The sequence below is a fragment of the Vibrio natriegens NBRC 15636 = ATCC 14048 = DSM 759 genome (assembly GCF_035621455.1).
Classification (GTDB): domain Bacteria; phylum Pseudomonadota; class Gammaproteobacteria; order Enterobacterales; family Vibrionaceae; genus Vibrio; species Vibrio natriegens.
In genome coordinates, this window is sequence record NZ_CP141823.1 from 462621 (window position 1) to 482556 (window position 19936).

Here is a 19936-nt window from a genome sequence, read left to right on the forward strand (position 1 = left end):
TAATAATCCTCTCGAAAGTCACTCATATTGCCATTCTGGGTAATGAGGAGTGACTCAGAAGCATGTTTTGATTTACATGAAATACGGCTTATCTGCGTCAGTATTCGGTTTATTTACACCTAGGTTCGCGCCAATGTGCAGATCTGGATTGACGATGACTTTAGCAATCAAATCACCGACACTCTTACGTGAGACGACAGTGCCTTTAAAAGGCTGCCCCTTCTCTGTGATTTCATAATCCACTTCGTCGTCGTCCATCAGCCAAGCAGGTCGCAAAATGGTGTAATCTAAACCAGAGGCTTCAATGGCATCAGCAGCGCGGCGATAATACTTCAGCGGCTCACCGATAATGTTGTCGTTCCACTCACCAAACTTACCGGGGATTTCATCATAGATACCCAGAGACAGAACAAATATAAGTCGTTTCACGCCAGTTTCTTGCATCGCATCGATAACAGCTTCTGCTTGTTTATCTAGGTCATCACCGATTAGGTTGGCATAGACAATATCTTGGCCTGACATTGACGATTTAAGTAATTCACGATCGAGCACGTTACCCACTACGATCTGAGCTTGGGCCGGGTCAAATTCGGCTAATTTTTTAGGGTTTCGTAAGAACAACGTTTGATTAATTTCTGGTTGGTTAGTCAAAAATTTCACCACCCATTGCGCTATCTGTCCACTGGCACCAAGAACAAGAACATTACTCATATTTAATTTCCTTTAATTTCTAAATAGGATTTAATATTTGCTTATTGCCTGAATTAAATTTGAGTTATGGAGATATTAATTGCTATCAACCATAACAACTCGGTATCGAGCTCCCTGAAATCTATACTTCACAACGTCCGCGTAATCTGGACTGTGATACCAGGCTAACGCATCCGACTTTGATGGAAACTCTAAAAGGACGACACCTTCCGGCCCTTGTCCTTCTAATGCTTGTTGACTTCCGTAAGCAGAAAGCACTTTTACAGAATGGCCATCAAGGGTAGGACGCACATTCTCCATGTACTTGTCCAAAGAACTCTGGTCCGTCGTACTCTCACGAGTAAAAATAACGTAAGTTGGCATAATGACGCCTCTCTGAAAAAAGATAGAGTGGTTAACACACAGATTCTTTGCTAGAAGAAACCTCGTTTGAGGAAGACGACCTAGCTTTTGTTCATAGCACCGACACAGAATTATCAGTGTCAGTGCCTAATCCATTTATCGATGATGACTATTTCAGCGCATCTTTGAAGAATGGGACCAGTTGAGATACGGCTTCGTCGACATACTTTGGTACGTCATACAGCGACATGTGGTTCGCACCTTCAATCACATACAATGTTTTATCTGCACTCGCCGCACGTTCAATCAAGTCGTCACTCATCCATTTACTGCCTGCAACACTGCCTGCAATCGCGAGAATTGGTTGAGTCAGAAACGCTTCTGCTTTGTGGTATGCGTCATAAGTAATGATTTGGTTTAGGTTACGTGTTAAAGCAAAACCTGGTGCATTCGGATGCGCGCAACGTGGTGTGTGGTAGTATTCCCATGCTTCACGGAGCTCTTCATTTGGCGCATCTTCTTCACGCATCGGCGCAAGAGGAATAATGGCGAACTCACCGCTGCTGGCGTCCGTGGTCCGAGCGTTAGAGCCGAACTCTAAATAGCCCACCGCATCAGCGTCTTGGACATTGTTTTCCCAACCGTTACGGAACATTTGGCCGATGTTAACTGCGCTTACCATGCCGAGAGCTTTAATTCGACGGTCATTAATGGCTGCATTTGCACTATATCCAGCACCTGCACAAATACCCATCGCGCCAATTTTGTCATTGTCGACATAAGCCAGAGTGGTTAGGTAGTCAACGACCGCACTAACATCTTCCGTGCTCGTATAAGGATTTTCCATCTGACGAGGCTCACCCGTGCTTTCACCTTGGTATGAGCGGTCGAACGCTACAGTGATTAGACCGTTTTCAGCCAGTTTTTTTGCATACAAACCCGCTGTTTGTTCTTTCACACCGCCGCCTGGGTGTGACACAACGACTGCTGCATATTGCTTGCTTTCATCAAAGTCTTTCGGGAAATTGATGACGGCAGAAATTTCTATACCTTGACCATTTAGATTTTTGAAAGTGACTTTAGACATAACGGAATTCTCCTGTAGGGGTTAACTGTTCGTCATGGGATGACGTAAGCTTCGAGGTAATCTTAATGAATGGACTGTGTTTGATAAATATCGTTTTACCTACATGACTGTTTAGCTATACTTTACAAACGTTATTTTGTTAGGCTCTGAATATGCCAATTGAACCCTCTCTTGTTTCTTCGTTGACGTGGTTTGCACATGTTGCTCGTCATCGCAGTTTTACCAAAGCAGCCTCTGAAATGGGGGTAACGCGCGCAGCCCTATCACAACATGTCAAAGGGTTAGAGCAGCAGCTACAAGTCCGTTTGTTAAATCGCACCACACGTAACATGTCGCTGACAGAGGAAGGCCAGCGTTTACTAGACATCTTGCACCCATCACTTATGAGTATTGAACAGGTTGTCAATGAGTTGAATGAATCTCATATTGAACCCTCAGGCTTGATACGGATAAGCGCATCTAGGACGGCAGCTAGGCTTCTTATCGAGCCACATCTCAACGAATTTTTGACGCTATATCCCAAGATACGTTTAGAGCTGATTATGGAAGATGGATTTACGAATATCGTCGCGGAAGGTGTCGATGTGGGTATTCGTTTGGGGGTCAGTTTAGAGGAACATATGGTTGCGGTTCCCATTACTCCCTCTTTAACGAATGCGATTGTGGGGTCCCCTGCTTACTTCAAGCAACATGGTATCCCCAAAAATCCAAATGACTTAGAAGCACACAACTGTCTCGCGTACCGATTCACCTCCAGTGGAACGATAGACCACTGGTCTCTGACATCACCGGATCAAGAGAAACACACGGTCATTTATGAACCGAAAGGGAGTGCCGTGTTTAATGACGATTACAGTATGTTACAGGCCGCTATACAAGGGGTCGGATTGGTTAAGCACATTGATTTGTGGGTATTAAAACATTTAGAAGAAGGAGCATTAACGCGAGTCCTTACTCCTTGGTGTCGGCCTTTTCCCGGATTTTATCTTTACGTTCCTTCACGAGAGAACATGCCTAAAAAAATACGTGCCCTAATGGATTTCTTGGTCGAAAAACGTGAACTTCTTAAATCGTCACTAAAGTAATCCCTATACTAGGATTGTCTCAGATGAAGTTGCTGCACTGCGTCGGCGGTGCTTTTCGTATAGCATGTTGATCTGGCTTTCCTCACTACAGAACAAATCCGCGATTTACTCTCTCTCGCAGGCCAACACGAACTAACTGACATGCTCGAAATTGTTAAGCTGTGTTTATCCACTGGTGCGCGTTGGAACGAAGCCGCACAATTAAAAGGCAGTCATTTTATGATGAACGGTGGCAACATTCTGGTTCTGCGCGACGTATTAGGCCATGCTGATATCTCGATGACAATGCGCTACGCACACTTCGCTCGCGATCATTTATCTAATGTAATTACCCGTAACCCTCTTAGCAATTTATAGCCTGTCGCCACAAAATTTTTTAGAGCTCTGTCGCCACTTTGTCGTCACTCGTCAAATTTAGGGCAAAAAAAGAGCCGCTAAATGCGGCTCTTAATTATTCGAATTTTCCGATATTCAGTCGACTTACTCTTTGCCGAATACGTTGTTCTCTTGCTCTTGTACGCGGATGAAAGTCGTACGCTTCGTTAGCTCTTTAAGCTTCGCTGCACCTACGTATGTACAGGTTGAACGCACGCCACCAAGGATGTCCTGAATAGTGCCGTGAACACTGCCGCGGTAAGGTAATAGTACGGTTTTTCCTTCAGCTGCGCGGTACTTAGCCACACCACCTGAGTGCTTGTCCATAGCCGACTGAGAAGACATGCCGTAGAATTTCATGAAGGTTTTGCCATCTTTCTCGATAACTTCACCGCCTGACTCTTCGTGACCAGCCAGCATACCACCAAGCATAACGAAGTCTGCACCGCCACCGAATGCTTTTGAAACGTCACCCGCGCAAGAACAACCACCATCACCGATGATCATACCGCCAAGACCGTGCGCCGCATCACCACATTCGATGATTGCAGAAAGCTGCGGGTAACCAACACCGGTTTTAACGCGTGTCGTACAAACTGAACCTGGGCCAATACCCACTTTGACGATGTCTGCACCAGCAAGAATTAGCTCTTCACACATGTCACCTGTAACAACGTTACCAGCAGAGATAACTTTGTCTGGGAATTCTGCGCGTACGCGTTCTACATACTCAACGAGGTGCTCTGAGTAACCATTGGCGATATCAACGCAGATGAAAATGAACTCATCAGAAAGTGCCATGATGTCCTTGGTTTTTTGGAAGTCTGCATCCGACGTACCGGTAGACACCATCACGTTGTTCAGTGTTGCTTTGTCTGCTGATTTCGCAAACTCCGCCCAATCTTCCACTGTGTAGTGCTTGTGCACTGCTGTCATTACACCATGCTCAGCTAACGCAGTAGCCATTTCAAAGCTACCAACCGAGTCCATGTTCGCTGCAATTACAGGCACACCAGACCATTGACGACCACTATGCTTGAATGTAAAATCGCGGGTTAAATTTACTTGAGAACGGCTTTTAAGGGTAGAACGTTTCGGGCGAAACAGTACATCTTTGAAACCTAACTTAAGTTCTTGTTCGATACGCATTGTGTAATTCCTTGATTCATATGTCTATGTGTCATCTCAGAGTGCGTAGTGAAGTCGTTGGCAGACGAGTTCACTGTTCTTCGGACACAAAAAAACCGGAGCGTTGGCAGACGCTCCGGTTTTCAGCATTATAGGCTGTGATTTATTTCCTACAAGTCTGATATTTGAAATTTTTTTGTGTTACCATCTTGAAAATCGCATATCAAAAACACCGCTAAAACCATCAAATTTTTTTCTTATTTAACAAATTCAACAAGTTAAAATGTCATGGCTCTCAAACGATTGCGCAAACCGTTGCGTCTCAGTGACCAGATTCAGACGTTTCATATCTCAAATCCGTCAAATTCCACGCAAGTAATACCCTAATCGGCAGCTTGAAATACAAAGATTTTCACAAAATCGGACCAAAATTTCATGGATTCATGGCAAAGCGAAGCGTTTCTACGACATCACTGGCTAACAATCCTCGCTCTCCATATTGGCTCACATTGATATCCGCCGCGTGGCTATGGATCATGACGCCTAATCTGGCAGCGATAGAGATTGGTATACCTTTCGCCAGCAACGCACCAATAACACCGGAGAGCACATCTCCCATTCCTCCGCTTGCCATACCCGGATTACCAGCCAGACAAACATACATTCGTATGCCATCATAAATGAGCGTCCCAGCGCCTTTCAGCACCACCACACCACCAAAACGTTCGTGCAACTGCCTAGCGGCTGAATACCGGTCACGTTCAACGTCTTGCGTGGTCACATTTAACAAACGCGCGGCTTCTCCCGGATGTGGGGTCATCACTCGTTGGTTATCGCATACTAACGTTCCATCATAACGCTGGCTGAGCATCGCCAATATATTCAACCCGTCGGCATCGACGACTTTGGGTTTATGCGGCTGTGACAAATATTGATACGCTTGATATGCCCACTCATCATCGCCAAATCCAGGGCCAAAAACTAATGCATCAGCCCATCTAATTCGCTTAGTCAGTTCATTTTCGGTATTCCGCAACTCATCAGCGGTAATACTTTGGCTCATCACTTCTGGGCAAGCGATTTGCAGTGGCACTAGGCTCGTTGGATGGGTTATCCCTGCAGTCAGTCCCGATCCACTGCGCACAGCAGCCGAAGCGCAGAAGCGAATCGCGCCGGACATTCCGAGATTGCCACCGACGCAAAGCAATTTACCGTTATCGCCTTTGTGAGCGGTTGGTTTTTGTGGAGGTAAAAGTCGAGGGATGACTTTGTGATCGATACCTAACGCACTCTCCTCTTCTATAGAGTCAAACTCTACATTGACGCCCAAGCCACGAAAGTGCAATTCACCCACATGACTTCTCGCCTGGGCCGTCACTAAACCTTGTTTGACACCGATAAAAGTAACCGTGTGGTTTGCGTATATTGCATCACCTAACACAGAGCCCGTGTTGGCGCATAATCCTGAGGGAATGTCGACTGAAATGACCGGACACAGAATTTGGTTAATTTGCTCAATATAGCGGCGATACTCTTTTCTCACTTCACCGCTCAACCCTGTCCCCAGTATTGCGTCGATGATGACATCCGCTTCAAGTAATGCGGTGTTCCAGTCATCCCAGCTGCTGTTTTGGCCATCAACGGTTTGCCAATCTTCGTAAGCACAGCGAGCATCGCCAGTAAGTGAAGAAGTATCTCCAAGCTGAAATACCTTCACATTGAGTTGGGCTTGCTTAGCGAGAGAAGCAAAAACATAACCATCTCCACCATTATTGCCTTTACCGCAAACGACCAATACATTCTTTGCTCTGGGGTAGAGATGCAGAAATTGCTCGTAAACGGCCATCCCAGCTCGTTGCATCAAGCTATACATTGAAACGCCAGCCATCTGCGCAGCAATCACTTCACCATTTTTGACTTGTTCTGCTGTATAAAGTTTTAAAGCAAGATTAAAGTCCATAACCACATTCTTCGTCACAAGCACACAAAATAAGTATACAAAAAAGGCACCCAATGTGGATGCCTAATACAATTATTGATGCTGTGAGGGCGCTCTATGGCACACCGTGTCCTTTAGACGCAACCCAAACACGATACCACTGTTCACGAGTCAATTCGATGTTTAATGCATCAACAGCCGTTTGAACGCGCTCAATCTTACCAGAGCCAATAATTGGGATTGGATTAGAAGGCAGACGACGAACCCAAGCGTAAATCACCTGATCAATACTGGCCGCACCGACTTCCTCACGAATGGCTTCTAGCTCATTACGTACACGAACCGCCTGTTCACTATCGCCGCTGAAAATAGAGCCACCACCTAAGCAAGACCAAGCCATTGGACGAGTGCGCAACATTTGCATCTGATCCAACGTACCATCGTGCGCAACCTCAAAGTTAAGTGGGTTGATTTCCACTTGGTTTGTCACGAGTGGTTTGCCCAAACGCGATTGCAACAACTCAAACTGACGCGGCGTAAAGTTTGAGACACCAAAGTGTTTCACTTTACCCACTTTATGCAGCTCTGAAAATGCTTCTGCCACTTCGTCAGCGTCCATCAAAACGTCTGGGCGGTGAATAAGCAGAACGTCGATTTCGTCTACATTTAAACGCTCAAGTGAGTTGTTCACCGATTGGTAAATGTGCGCAGAACTCGTGTCGTAATGGTTGATTTTACGCTCTGGCGTTTTATCACCACATAAGTTGATATCACACTTGGTTACGATCTGAATGTGTTCACGAACGCTTTTGTCCAACGTTAACGCTTCGCCAAACAGTGCTTCACACTCGTAGTTACCATAAATATCGGCGTGATCAACCGTTGTAATACCTAGCTCCACATGTTGCTTAAGGAAGGTCAAACGCTCTTGAGCCGTCATTCCCCAATCTACAGCGCGCCAGTATCCTTGAACCAGTTCTGAAAATTCTGGGCCACTTGGTGCAGTCACTACTTTTGCAACCATTGGTTCTCTCCTTTATTTAATCTGCTTTCATCCTAGTCTTGTTTTCGCGCTGTCTCAACGGGTAAACTTTCGCAATTCGAACTGGAGTACGAAATATGTCTTTTGCCCAACGATTATCGACTTTAATTGGCGAAGAAAGCATCAGCGGGTTTGCACGCCGTGTTGAAGTGTCAGAAGCCTTGATTAGAAAATATTTAAAAGGTAGTGAACCGAGCCTAACAAAAGCGAACCAAATTGCGATGCGAGCAAACTGCTCTCTTGAGTGGTTGGCTACAGGGTGCGGGTACCTTTATCGCCGTGCTGAAGTGGTGGATTTGGAGGCGTATAAACTCGCTTTTCAACACGTGATGAACGAAACACTGCCAGAAGATGAGCAAGAGATGCATCGTAAACTTATCGCTGGTTACCAATATCTGCGCTCACATAAAAAAGCGGATGGCTTTTTAGATGAGTCTGCGATGGCAACGTTTCTCTCATTACATCATGAGAACAAAAATCAGCACGAGCCTAAAAGCGCGTAACTCGAAGCGTGATCATGTCACCATCACTAATCAGCGACACCGCCAAACTTGGAGACGCTGATTGAAACTCACTTGATCTTACCCACTGAATTCTCCGATTGGCTTCTGGTGGGTAACGATTCATCATTAAGATGACTTCTTTATCTACATCGTCTGCTGACTTATTTTTCAGCGAGCTAAGCACATCCATTTCTTGATCATCAAAATGGATACTTTTTATTACCAAGCCATCTTTTCTTAAGTTAAGAATTAGGTCATTCCAGCTCTGCCATTGGAATTGCGCCAAAAAAACAAATTCTGCCGTTTCCTGACGTAAAATAATTTCACCGTACAAATGCTGGTGATAGTAGCTAAATTCGTCTAAACAAAGCGTATCAACAGACGGTTCCGAATCGTTCCATTCGGTATCACACCGATACCAAAGGCCACCTTTTTGAATGGTGCTTTTTACCTGATCCAAGGGTTGATCAGACAATACGCTGTGCCACCAATGATTATCCATCGCCAAGGTGGACTGTGGCAATAAAGCACTACAAAAGGAAATTAAGAAAAGGGATAAGAAACGCATTGGGTTTTATCAAGGCAGCAACAGTTGGCAAAACATTATCGTGGAATGAAAAATTATCAAGCAGGGTGCAACAAATAAACTCTAACAATTCAAGATGACAGACATTAAGAAGGCGCACATTTCAAGTGCGCCTCTACCTCGTTACTCAATCGTGAGTGTGCGAATCGGGAAGTCTACAGATGCATCCCAAACTTAAAACGAGGAATTACCGTAGGGTTTGAATCCATCCAAATTGTGAGTAAAACGTCACATCCCTCCTTCTGAAGCAGTCATGTTGCTTTACACTTAAAGCATGGTTCATTTTTCTCAGAAAACAAGCTTTCTCTGTAAAAAAACAACGTCAGATATGAGATCAATAGCACAACATTTGCGAATACTATCGAGTCAGAATCTTTGAGCTACCAATAGTGGAAAGCTAAATTGCAACTTTGCCGATTAGGTCTAGACTCTTCCGGGCGTATAATTTCCTCCGTCCCATCAAACAGAAGCAGGAGAAACCGTTAATGACCAAGAGAGAGAGAATTGTGAAGTCTGTGTTAGCGCACGTGCCGAAAGATGCGATTAACCAGTTTATCTCTCGAGGGTCGACACCAATATCGGTTTTGTTAATGGCCGCTATCGTAGGCATACTTGCTGGCGTTGTCGGAACTTACTTCGAACATGCCGTCCACCTCGTTTCTGAAACTCGTACCGAATGGCTAAAAAGTGAAATTGGTAGCATGTTACCGCTATGGCTGGCAGCCGTACTTATTAGCGCCATGTTGGCTTTTGTCGGCTACTTCCTTGTTCACCGTTTTGCTCCCGAGGCTGCAGGTTCCGGCATCCCTGAAATAGAAGGCGCGATGGACAATATTCGTCCAGTCCGTTGGTGGCGCGTGCTACCAGTGAAGTTTTTCGGTGGTATGGGTGCGCTAGGATCAGGCATGGTGTTAGGCCGTGAAGGTCCAACGGTACAAATGGGTGGCGCTGTCGGTCGAATGGTGACAGATATTTTCCGCGTAAAAGATGACGACACAAGACACTCTCTGCTCGCTTCAGGCGCGGCCGGTGGCTTGGCCGCGGCGTTTAACGCGCCGTTAGCAGGCATCATGTTTGTCGTTGAAGAGATGCGCCCTCAATTTCGCTATTCATTGATTTCCATTCGTGCGGTGATCATCTCCGCCATCATGGCCAACATTGTGTTTCGGGCGATTAATGGCCAAGATGCGGTGATCACTATGCCTCAGTATCAGCCACCAGCATTACAGTCTCTTTGGCTGTTCCTACTACTAGGGGCTTTGTTTGGTGTATTCGGCGTTATCTTCAATAAACTCATCACCATCGCTCAAGATAGCTTTGTGGCTATCCACAAAAACGATCGTAAGCGTTACCTTATTACGGGATCGATTCTAGGTGGTGTATTCGGTTTACTGCTTTTATACGTGCCACAATTGACGGGTGGCGGCATCGCACTCATCCCCGACGTAACCAACGGGAACTACTCCATCACACTGTTAGTTCTGCTGTTTGTTGGCCGTGTTGTAACAACATTACTTTGTTTTGGCTCTGGTGCACCTGGCGGTATTTTCGCGCCAATGCTCGCTTTGGGTACCTTATTTGGTTATGCATTTGGTGCCAGTGCAGAAGTGCTGCTACCAGCCCTAGATATTGAACCGGGCATGTTTGCGATCGCAGGCATGGGCGCTTTATTTGCAGCGACAGTACGTGCTCCAATCACAGGCATTCTGCTGGTTATCGAGATGACCAATAACTACTACCTTATTTTACCGCTCATCATTACCTGTCTGGGCGCAGTAATTATTGCCCAGTTACTAGGCGGACAACCGATATACAGTCAGTTACTTCGTCGTACGCTTAAAAATGACAAGCTACGTCAACAAGATCTACCAGAAAATCAAGCGTCTTAAGCGTTTAGTCCCCATTTCGCTCCAAATAATCTTTTATCCGGAAGGGTTGTTTGGAGCCGATTACCTGCTACTTTTGCATCTTTTACCAAATATTCGATACCAAACTCACAAAATTGCCATTCTATGATCGTTCCCCTATACCTTTATGAGTAACTACCAATAAAACTTGCTAGTATTCGCGCCTGATAGAGCAATTGTTCCATGACATTTGGCTTTGTTTAACCTGAGCAAAAAATAGACACTAAGACATTTTTTCAGGTAAAACCTTTTCAGAAAGCTAGGTCGGTATTAACGTTTTATACGAATAGAATCATTTCGGAGTAGATTTGAACTGGAGAAGACTTGTACAGTTTTATAGTGTCCCACCCTCTCAGGCAGCATTGGCACTTGGTATTATTGGTTTAGGTCAAGCCTGGGCGCTTTACGTTCCAGCTATCGGTGAACCAATTCGACCATTTCTCTCGTCACTTGGCGCTCTGTTACTTGCTCCGGTGCTGATCAAATATGCGACTAGCCCTCGCTTATTCATCGTCGATATTCGTAATCCATTAAGCGGCAGTTTAATGGCACCGATGAGCATGGCACTTCTGATCCTGACAGATTACCTTGCTTCAGTGTCACCTATTATCGCTTACCCATTGTGGTTTTTAGCGCTTTTGCTCCATTTTTCTATGATGGTGCTCTTTTTCGGCTTTCAGCTCACTAACTTTAAAATGTCGAATATTGTTCCCAGTTGGTTTCTGTACCCTGTGGGGATAATAAGTAGCTCGCTCGCTGGCTCTCAATTCGGGCATAACGTGTTCTCAGAAACCGTTGCGCTAATGTGCATTGGCATTTATTTCTTTATGTTGCCTTTGGTTTTATACCGCTTAGTTTTCTTTGGGTCGTTACCCAGAAAGGCGCGCCCTACTCTGGCGATCATGGCTGCTCCTGTAAACTTGTCACTAGCAGCCTATTTAGTGAACTTCCCTGAGCCAGACCCAATCCTCACAGGAGCGTTAGCGGGTATCGCCATCACAATGACCTTGCTGATTTACCTGTGTTATTTCCGACTACTGCGATTGAAGTTCCAACCGTCTATAGCAGCGGTCACATTCCCGTCGGTTATCAGTGCAATTGCCATGCACCGATTAACCACATTTTTTGCAGAATCACACCCGCAATGGAATTGGCTGCATGACTTTGGCTTTTTAGAGCTGAGTATTGCTACGGTATTGGTCGTTTGGGTGTCGGCAGGCTATGTGAAAATGTACTGGCCAGAAATTGTCAGATCCCGCTCCAAGCAAGCATAAAAAAAGGATGGCATCGGCCATCCTTTTTTCGTCAATTCGATTTATCGTAAACCGTGCAGAAATTCGGCACGTGTCGCTGGGTTGCTCTTGAAAATGCCTCCCAACGCAGTGGTCGTTGTTTCACTGGTTGCGTCCATAACACCACGTGATTTCACGCAGTAGTGCGTCGCGTCAATCGTCACAGCCACATCGTCAGACTCTAGAAGCGTTTGTAACGCGATAAGAATCTGCTGTGTCATACGTTCCTGAACCTGTGGACGCTGAGCAAAGAAGCGTACAATTCGGTTAATCTTCGACAGGCCAATGATTTTGCCACGAGGAATATACGCTACAGCGGCTTTACCATCTATTGTCACAAGGTGGTGCTCACAAGTGCTGGTTACAGTGATGTCTTTCACTCGAACCATTTCACTCACGTTCATCTTATTTTCGATAACAGTGATTTTCGGGAAGTTCGAATAATCCAGACCAGAGAAAATTTCGTCCACGTACATTTTTGCAATGCGATGCGGTGTTTCTTCTAGGCTATCATCCGTAAGGTCAAGCTGAAGGAGGCCTAAGATCTCACGCATGTGGTACTCGATCTTTTCCTTTTTCTCTTCACGGCTTACGTTATTAGGACGCATTGGCGTTTCTAATCCACGTTGCTCTAGCGCTTCTTTTACTAACTTCGCTGACTCGCTAAGACCTGACATTACACTTCCTCTTTCATAACTGCCGCTCTCAGATTGAAACACATTTCTCGTTGATTCATTCCGTTTGCGCTTCGGTCGCTCAGTTTAGTGATTTATATCCAAAACACATAACAAAAATAGACTGAGCGGTTTTCTCGACTCCACGAGGACTTTTTACCCCTTTTGGATGGGTGACAAGGATACTCGGATTTTTGAATAATTACATCCATATTTTATCGGTGGGCTTTGTCACTTTATGATAAAGTTGCCTCAAAACATAAGAATATAGGACTATCTCAATGGGCTGCTGCGACGCACCTGGCTTGATGCCAATTGAAGAAGCGATGGAGAAGATGCTATCGCAAATCAAACCAATCCAAACGACTTTGTCTCTGCCACTCGCTGAAGCATTGGGTTATGTACTTGCCGAAGACATTTTATCTCCAATTCACGTACCTCCGTTCGACAACTCCGCAATGGATGGTTATGCAATCCGTATTCAAGATCTGCAAGCGTCATCAACGTTGCCTTTAGCCGGAAAGTCATTTGCAGGCCAGCCATTTGAAGGCGAATGGCCGCAAGGCACGTGTGTTCGTATCATGACGGGCGCACAAATACCGCAAGGCTGTGATGCCGTCATCATGCAAGAAAACACGGAAGTAACGGATTCTGGAATCCTGTTTAACCAAACTGATGTAGAGCCTCAGAACAACATCCGTCCTACTGGTGATGACATCCAGCAAGGTGATATCGTACTCGCCAAAGGCGCACGCCTGACACCTCGCGATATTCCGATGATCGCCTCTTTAGGTGTCAGTCATGTGACTGTCGTGCGTAAACCAAAAGTGGCCTTTTTCTCTACCGGTGACGAGCTAAAACCATTAGGTGAGTCGCTTGAAGCGGGTCAAATCTACGACAGCAACCGTTACGGTATTAAACCTCTGATCGAAAATTTCGGTTGTGAACCAGTAGACCTTGGCATCGTCCCTGATTGTCCAGAAACTCTTAAAGCGACATTTGAACAAGCGCAAACACTGGCGGATGTGGTTGTCACATCGGGTGGCGTGAGTGTAGGTGAAGCCGATTACACCAAAGATATTCTTGAAGAGCTGGGCGAAATCGGCTTCTGGAAACTGGCGATTAAACCGGGTAAACCTTTTGCTTTTGGCAAACTTTCCACAGCTTGGTTCTGTGGTCTTCCAGGCAACCCGGTGTCTTCAATGATGACGATGTATGTTTTGGTTCAACCAATGCTGGCTAAATTAGCCGGGCATACAGAGTGGAAAGAGCCATTATCCATCCCTGCGATTACTAAGACGGCTTTCAAGAAAGTACCGGGACGTGCGGATTACCAGCGCGGGATTTATTCGTTAGAAGACGGCAAGTTCGTTGTAGAAAGAACAGGAAACCAAAGCTCTGGTGCATTTCGCTCAATGAGTTTAGCCAATTGCTTTGTTGTACTTGAGCGCGAACGTGGCCGAGTTGAAATCGGTGAGACGGTAAACATTCAACTATTCAACTCAACACTTTACTAGGATTGCACCGTGGATATTCTTTCTGATCAAGAAATGCTGCGCTACAACCGCCAGATCATTCTGCGTCAGTTTGATTTTGACGGGCAGGAAGCACTTAAGCAGAGCTCAGTCCTGATTCTTGGTGCTGGCGGGCTGGGCTGTGCGTCAAGTCAGTACCTTGCGACTGCGGGTGTTGGTAGGCTGACATTAGTTGATGATGACATTGTCGAGCTGTCTAACCTTCAGCGTCAGGTACTGCATCACGATGTCGATATCGGTCGTAACAAGGTTGATTCAGCCCGCGATGCGCTACGAGAGCTTAACCCTCACATCGCCATTGATGCCATTGCCAAGCGTCTTGATGATGCAGAAATGCAATCCCTGATTGAACAACATACGCTTGTTGTGGATGCATCGGATAACGTAGAGACGCGTAACCAGCTTAACCGTCTGTGCTTCGCAACGAAAACGCCGTTAATCTCCGGTGCAGCGATCCGTATGGAAGGTCAGGTAAGCGTATTCACGTACGATGATCCAGCACAACCCTGTTATCAGTGCTTAAGTGCCCTGTTTGGCAGTGATGCTTTAAGCTGTGTGGAGGCTGGGGTAATGGCACCAGTGGTTGGCATTGTCGGCGCAGTGCAAGCGATGGAAGCGATTAAAGTGATCGCCAATTACGGTCGGCCAATAAAAGGCAAAATACTTATACTTGACGCACTAAGCATGTCCTGGCGAGAGATGAATTTAATGAAAATGCCAACCTGCCCGGTTTGTAATTAGCGAGATAACATTCAAAAGCTCAACCTATCGTTGAGCTTTTTGCTATGGGACGAAAGCGATTTTTGCGCAAAGCGGCATCCAACTTTGAACAGACATTTATTTTCCTGTAAAACAGTAAGATTACTCAGGTTTGAATATACGGAACTCAATCTTGGACAATCCCCAAAAATACATTTTGGTTCTAATCAGCTTGACCGCCGTTTTACTGCTTCTCTGGTTAAGCGCTTCAAACACTGAGAGAACCGTGACGGCAACCGTAATAAATAACACGCTAACACAATCTTTAGATGGTCAGCGTCGCTACCTGACTATCAACTCACCCGAGACTGGCCAACAACGCGTTTCTGTTCCAACATCAGTGGTATGCCCTGTCGGTTCGACGGTAACATTAAGCCAAGCCACAGAAACAACCATTGAACAGTCATTCTCATTTGTTCGTTGTGATTAGCGTGTCTCCAGATCATATGGGTATTAATAATAAGGATTTAACGATGCAAACATTGATTGACGCGAAGGAATTAAGTGCCCTATTAGGCCAACCCAATGTGAAAATATTGGACGCAAGCATAAGCTTCCAAATCCCTTCTGAGGGAAAGAAGATCACCGATAAATGGATCCCGGGCTCACTGCGTTTTGACTATGACAACGACTTTTGTCTACCCGATTCCACGCTGCCACATATGATGCCGACTGAAGATGGATTTAATACCAGCGCACAACAGCTTGGCCTGCATAAAGATGATCTTATCGTCGTCTACGATAACTCTGGAACGCTTGCATCGCCTAGGGCATGGTGGATGTTCAAAGCGATGGGACACGATAACGTAAAAGTCCTCAATGGCGGATTACCTGCGTGGATAGACAGCGGCTTCCCTGTCGTAGATTCACTTTCAGCACCTTCTGAATTAGGTACATTTGCCGGGACTCTGTTTGAAGAAGCGTTCTTAGACGCGCAAACCGTACTCGAACACTCAAAAAATCAAAGCGCAAATATCATTGATGCACGTTCGAAAGCGCGCTTTTTAGGCGAAGTACCGGAACCACGTGCTGGCCTTCGCAGCGGACGCATTCCAACCTCAATCTGTTTACCATTTCAGGAGCTGATGACGGATGGCCACATCAAACCCGTTTCGGAATTAGAGCAAGTGTTTAGTGATCTTACGATTCAAGATGACCAACGCCTTATATTCAGCTGTGGTTCAGGCGTTACTGCCTGTATTTTGTTGTTAGCCGCGCATCAATTAGGCCTGCGAAATGTGTCTGTGTACGATGGTTCGTGGACGGAGTGGGGTTCAAGCCTTCACTTGCCAATTGAAATTTAGCAAACAAACAAGTCACGAAACTGCATAACAGTGAAAACAAAAACCGCCCTCAAATGACGGCGGTTTTTCTTCTTTTAGATACAAGTAATATCACTACTTTCTCATCATGATGCCTGAGAAGCCGGTTTTTCCGGCTGACGATAGTTGATCATACAGATCACGACGATCACAGCGAGCGCTACCAATCGGTAAATGTCTGACATAAACAGCACACCTAGAGCCATCGCCAGTAAAACACCACGTTGCCAGTATTGTAATGGCGAGAACAGACGCCCTTCGATACCACCCGCAAAGGCGACAAACAGGCTGATTGTCGAAATCACACCAATCACAAAGTGCATCGGTTCACCTTCAATCCAGATCAGGCCAGAAAAGGCCATCATTGCCGGAATGAGGAAAAAGCCCTGAGCTAGTTTAAATGCCTGCACCGCAGAACGCATTGGTGATGCATTCGCAATCCCCGCCCCCGCAAATGCAGCTAGCGCAATTGGCGGCGTCACATTTGAAGTTTGCGATAACCAGAAGACGATCATGTGCGCAGTTAGTACCCCTAGGCCAAAGTCCATCAGGGCAGGAACCGCCATAATTGACAGAACGATGTAGGCCGCCGTTACGGGTAACCCCATTCCGAGAACCACGGCAGCTACCGCAATCAAGGCTAATACCGACCATAAGTGGCCGCCCGACATTGCGATCAGGAACTGCGTAAACTGCAGACCAATCCCCGTCTGACCAACGACACCCACCACGATACCAGCGGTTGCACAGGCGACAGAAATAGGAATAGTCAGAAACGCACCTTCTCTCAAGCCTTCAATAAACAGTTTGAGACTGATTCGACTATGCTTACGCGTCATCGCCGCTAACAGGATTGCCACACACCCGAAAACACCAACCAACACTGGAGAGTAGCTCATCATTAGCAGTGCGGTGATCAGAACAAGCGGCAGTAAATAGTGCCAGCCATCTTTCAACACTTTAGAAATCTGCTCAGTTACCGTCATCCCCTGAAGACCTAGCTTACAGGCCATCAGGTGCACATAGAGCAAGGTACAGGCAAAGTACAAAATAGCCGGAGCGATAGAGACCAATAAAATATCGCTGTATGGGATACCGGTAAACTGCGCCATGACAAACGCCCCCGCCCCCATTACCGGTGGCATGATCTGCCCACCAGTCGATGCAGCCGCTTCGATGCCCGCCGCTTGCTCTGGCTTATAACCGAGCTTTTTCATCATCGGTATGGTTAACGCACCTGTGGTTACGGTGTTTGCGATTGCCGATCCTGAAATTGAGCCAAGAGCCGCTGAAGCAACCACACTCGCTTTCGCCGGACCACCTCGATATTTACCTGCCAGAGCAAATGCCATATCGATAAAAAACTGACCAGCACCAGTCACCTGCAAAAACGCGCCAAATAAAACGAACATGAACACTACACCAGCGGCAATCGCTAGCGGCGCACCATAAACGCCATTGGTCGAATAGATGTGGAAGCGAACAATCTCTTCTACAGAGAACCCTTTGCTCGCGACGTTATCGGGTAATACATCACCAAACATCGCATAGGCTAAAAACAGTGCTGCGATCACTACCATGACCAGCCCGACAGTACGCCTTGTCGCCTCAAGCAGCATTACGATTAAAACAACGCCCGCCGCTTGTTCCACCGAGCCTAAACCATCAAGCAGGAAACTGATGTCATCGTAGTCAAACATGGCAATAGTGGTCGAAGCCCAGCAAGTTAGGGCAACGAGAACAAAATCAATCACTCTTCCTGTCAGGTAAACAGGTACAGAATGTCGGGACTTGAAGGTCGGGTAAACCAAGAAAGCAATCGCTAAGACCCAACTGACGTGAACTGGGCGAAATACTGGCGCCGATAGGCTGGCGACAATCCCCTGCCAAACTTGAAAGACAGATAAAGCGATAGCCGCAACGGCGGCTATCGAAAGTATCACGTCGGTAATTTTCTGGTTACTCGGATGAATCTTACTCATCACTTACTCCATGTAACTTTATCTCAATCCACTTAAGCGCTTGAACATGCGTTCAAATTGAAAACTGACAAGTGCCGCAGTGGATTGGTTTTACTTCTTTAATACGAATTACTTGGTTTGTTCCTGAAAGTACTTCTCAGAACCTGGGTGTAGAGGAACACCGTCCAGTTTGGTCATATTTTCGATGGTGGTGAACTTAGTTACGCCCAATACCTGACGAATCTCATCGATGTGCTCAAACGTCGTTTTTGTCAGTTCATAAGCCATATCTTCGCTCATGTTTTTATTCACAACCAAAACGTTCCAAACCGCTGGCACCTTAAATGCAGGCACTTTGTTGTAGGCATCAGCAGGTACGTCAAGCTCTAGATAAGAAGGGTAATCTGCCGCTATTTTCTTCAGCTCTTCATCGCTGAAACTTAGTACACGAATGTCACGAGTCAGAGCCAGTTCAGTGATTGCACCAACACCAACACTACCAACGATGACACCAGCATCAATCTGGTTGTTCGCGATAGCACTAGTGGTCGCAGTGTAGTTCAGAGACTGAGCTTTGATGTCGTCTTCTGTCACACCCAATGTGTTTAGGATATTGATTGCACTAACGCGAGTACCTGAGCCCGGCGCACCAAGAGAAACGCGTTTACCTTTTAGATCGGCAACCGATTTAATGTCTGAGTTAGCTGGAACAATGAACTGCACAGCATTTGGATAAAGTGCAAACAACACCGCAACGTCCATCTTACGAGGGAACGGTTTCGTGCCTTCATACGCTTGCAGCACTACGTTGCCTTGAGCAATACCAGCAAGCTGTTTATTGGTAGAGACTTTAATGGTGTTTTCAACAGAGGCCGCAGTCACTTCTGCGCGCATATTAAAATCCGGTAAGTTCTCGCTCCAAATCTTAGCCAACATGCCACCTAGCGGGTAATAAGTACCACTTTGACTACCGGTACCAATAGTGTAATTTTCCGCCATCGTTGATGCTGAAAATACGACAGCAAGTGCCACTAGCCCATTCCTTAGTGCTTGGTACATAAATGCTCCTTGTTCTTTTAGATTGATTGTTATAGCCAAATAACCTTGAGATCTTTGAGTCGCAGAAACGGCAACGCTCTGACCCTGTTTCTTGAAGTCATTTGGATATACTTCATAAAGTTATGGTGTGCTCAGGGAGAAATAGCAAACGAGAATGAGATGAAATGAGAGCTTTGTGCGCTATTTGTGTGCCACTCAGAAACGGATTGAAACTTTCCCTGTACTTTATCGCAGTCAGAATGCGTGGGAGAACACGACGACTAACCTGACTGAATTCGCAACAAAACAATGAAAATTGTTCTTCTTCCAACCATGGAGAACTGCGAGTGCGGGCTAATATTTATATACTTTGCTTCAATTTGCAATCATTAAAAATGCACACTGCAACAAGAATTATGTGATCAGAAAGGCGATAAGCAAGGTGATAGAATTGAATGAGTCATATTTAAAATCAATAAATTACCATTGAATTATCATTTTAACGATCACTAGAACAAACCGTAAATTCCGATTTATTTAAACAGCACAAGTGAATATAAAATCATCATCAACGAATAAAAAGTGTCTTGTTCATGATTTACCCCTAGCTAATCGGGTTCCAATGAGCCGCGAGGAATGCTTTAAACTAA

General features: G+C 45.8%; 18 protein-coding genes and 1 pseudogene. 9 read left to right on the forward strand and 10 right to left on the reverse strand.

From position 1 onward, the window contains the following. Positions 1–72: 72 nt before the first annotated feature. From VER99_RS16570 to VER99_RS16580, 3 genes are all read right to left on the reverse strand, one after another. On the reverse strand, positions 73–711 hold the full coding sequence (locus VER99_RS16570; RefSeq protein ID WP_020334191.1) for an SDR family oxidoreductase: 639 nt from the start codon (positions 709–711) through the stop codon (positions 73–75). 75 nt (positions 712–786) lie between these two features. After that, on the reverse strand, positions 787–1074 hold the full coding sequence (locus tag VER99_RS16575) for a DUF1330 domain-containing protein (RefSeq protein WP_014233829.1): 288 nt from the start codon (positions 1072–1074) through the stop codon (positions 787–789). A gap of 148 nt (positions 1075–1222) precedes the next feature. Further along, complete coding sequence (locus tag VER99_RS16580) at positions 1223–2140, reverse strand: alpha/beta hydrolase (protein WP_020334190.1); 918 nt, start codon at positions 2138–2140, stop codon at positions 1223–1225. 152 nt (positions 2141–2292) lie between these two features. Between VER99_RS16580 and VER99_RS16585 the strand changes: the two genes are divergently transcribed. Both VER99_RS16585 and VER99_RS16590 read left to right on the forward strand, forming a co-directional pair. Next, positions 2293–3225 carry a LysR family transcriptional regulator gene (locus VER99_RS16585; protein ID WP_020334189.1) on the forward strand — a complete coding sequence of 311 codons (933 nt, stop codon included), beginning with the start codon at positions 2293–2295 and terminating at the stop codon, positions 3223–3225. Positions 3226–3297: 72 nt separating this feature from the next. Then, a pseudogene (locus VER99_RS16590) lies at positions 3298–3582 on the forward strand (hypothetical protein); the annotation flags it as partial. Positions 3583–3705: 123 nt separating this feature from the next. Here VER99_RS16590 and VER99_RS16595 read toward each other — a convergent pair. From VER99_RS16595 to VER99_RS16605, 3 genes are all read right to left on the reverse strand, one after another. Continuing rightward, positions 3706–4749, reverse strand: a complete 1044-nt coding sequence (locus VER99_RS16595; RefSeq protein ID WP_014233825.1) for a GMP reductase — start codon at positions 4747–4749, stop codon at positions 3706–3708. Between the two features lie 412 nt (positions 4750–5161). Beyond that, the gene (locus VER99_RS16600) at positions 5162–6688 is read right to left on the reverse strand and encodes a bifunctional ADP-dependent NAD(P)H-hydrate dehydratase/NAD(P)H-hydrate epimerase (RefSeq protein ID WP_020334188.1); all 1527 of its coding nucleotides are present in this window, start codon (positions 6686–6688) and stop codon (positions 5162–5164) included. A gap of 94 nt (positions 6689–6782) precedes the next feature. Beyond that, positions 6783–7691: an aldo/keto reductase gene (locus tag VER99_RS16605; protein ID WP_020334187.1), complete on the reverse strand. Its 909-nt coding sequence runs from the start codon at positions 7689–7691 to the stop codon at positions 6783–6785. 95 nt (positions 7692–7786) lie between these two features. Between VER99_RS16605 and VER99_RS16610 the strand changes: the two genes are divergently transcribed. Beyond that, positions 7787–8212, forward strand: a complete 426-nt coding sequence (locus VER99_RS16610; protein WP_020334186.1) for a transcriptional regulator — start codon at positions 7787–7789, stop codon at positions 8210–8212. Here the strand turns inward: VER99_RS16610 and VER99_RS16615 are convergent. Then, positions 8199–8687 carry a hypothetical protein gene (locus VER99_RS16615; RefSeq protein WP_236614656.1) on the reverse strand — a complete coding sequence of 163 codons (489 nt, stop codon included), beginning with the start codon at positions 8685–8687 and terminating at the stop codon, positions 8199–8201. The genes VER99_RS16610 and VER99_RS16615 overlap by 14 nt on opposite strands. A gap of 596 nt (positions 8688–9283) precedes the next feature. On the opposite strand from VER99_RS16615, the gene clcA reads away from it, so the two are divergent. Continuing rightward, on the forward strand, positions 9284–10687 hold the full coding sequence (gene clcA, locus VER99_RS16620) for a H(+)/Cl(-) exchange transporter ClcA (RefSeq protein ID WP_014233820.1): 1404 nt from the start codon (positions 9284–9286) through the stop codon (positions 10685–10687). Positions 10688–11013: 326 nt separating this feature from the next. Next, positions 11014–11979, forward strand: coding sequence for a TDT family transporter (locus VER99_RS16625; RefSeq protein ID WP_020334184.1), 966 nt, complete (start codon positions 11014–11016; stop codon positions 11977–11979). 41 nt (positions 11980–12020) lie between these two features. Here VER99_RS16625 and folE read toward each other — a convergent pair whose 3' ends face one another. Beyond that, the gene (gene folE, locus VER99_RS16630; RefSeq protein WP_014233818.1) at positions 12021–12674 is read right to left on the reverse strand and encodes a GTP cyclohydrolase I FolE; all 654 of its coding nucleotides are present in this window, start codon (positions 12672–12674) and stop codon (positions 12021–12023) included. A gap of 278 nt (positions 12675–12952) precedes the next feature. On the opposite strand from folE, the gene moeA reads away from it, so the two are divergent. The 4 genes from moeA to VER99_RS16650 all read left to right on the forward strand — a co-directional run bounded on the left by moeA (position 12953) and on the right by VER99_RS16650 (position 16269). After that, complete coding sequence (gene moeA / locus VER99_RS16635) at positions 12953–14188, forward strand: molybdopterin molybdotransferase MoeA (protein ID WP_020334183.1); 1236 nt, start codon at positions 12953–12955, stop codon at positions 14186–14188. A 9-nt stretch (positions 14189–14197) separates the two neighbouring features. Next, positions 14198–14947, forward strand: coding sequence for a molybdopterin-synthase adenylyltransferase MoeB (gene moeB, locus VER99_RS16640; protein ID WP_020334182.1), 750 nt, complete (start codon positions 14198–14200; stop codon positions 14945–14947). Between the two features lie 151 nt (positions 14948–15098). Beyond that, complete coding sequence (locus tag VER99_RS16645; RefSeq protein WP_020334181.1) at positions 15099–15395, forward strand: hypothetical protein; 297 nt, start codon at positions 15099–15101, stop codon at positions 15393–15395. Between the two features lie 43 nt (positions 15396–15438). After that, positions 15439–16269: a sulfurtransferase gene (locus VER99_RS16650; protein WP_020334180.1), complete on the forward strand. Its 831-nt coding sequence runs from the start codon at positions 15439–15441 to the stop codon at positions 16267–16269. Positions 16270–16373: 104 nt separating this feature from the next. Here the strand turns inward: VER99_RS16650 and VER99_RS16655 are convergent, their stop codons facing one another. Both VER99_RS16655 and VER99_RS16660 read right to left on the reverse strand, forming a co-directional pair. Next, positions 16374–18269: a TRAP transporter permease gene (locus VER99_RS16655; RefSeq protein WP_020334179.1), complete on the reverse strand. Its 1896-nt coding sequence runs from the start codon at positions 18267–18269 to the stop codon at positions 16374–16376. A gap of 108 nt (positions 18270–18377) precedes the next feature. After that, positions 18378–19307 (reverse strand): TAXI family TRAP transporter solute-binding subunit, encoded by a 930-nt coding sequence (locus tag VER99_RS16660; protein WP_020334178.1) that lies wholly within the window; start codon positions 19305–19307, stop codon positions 18378–18380. Positions 19308–19936: the final 629 nt, after the last annotated feature.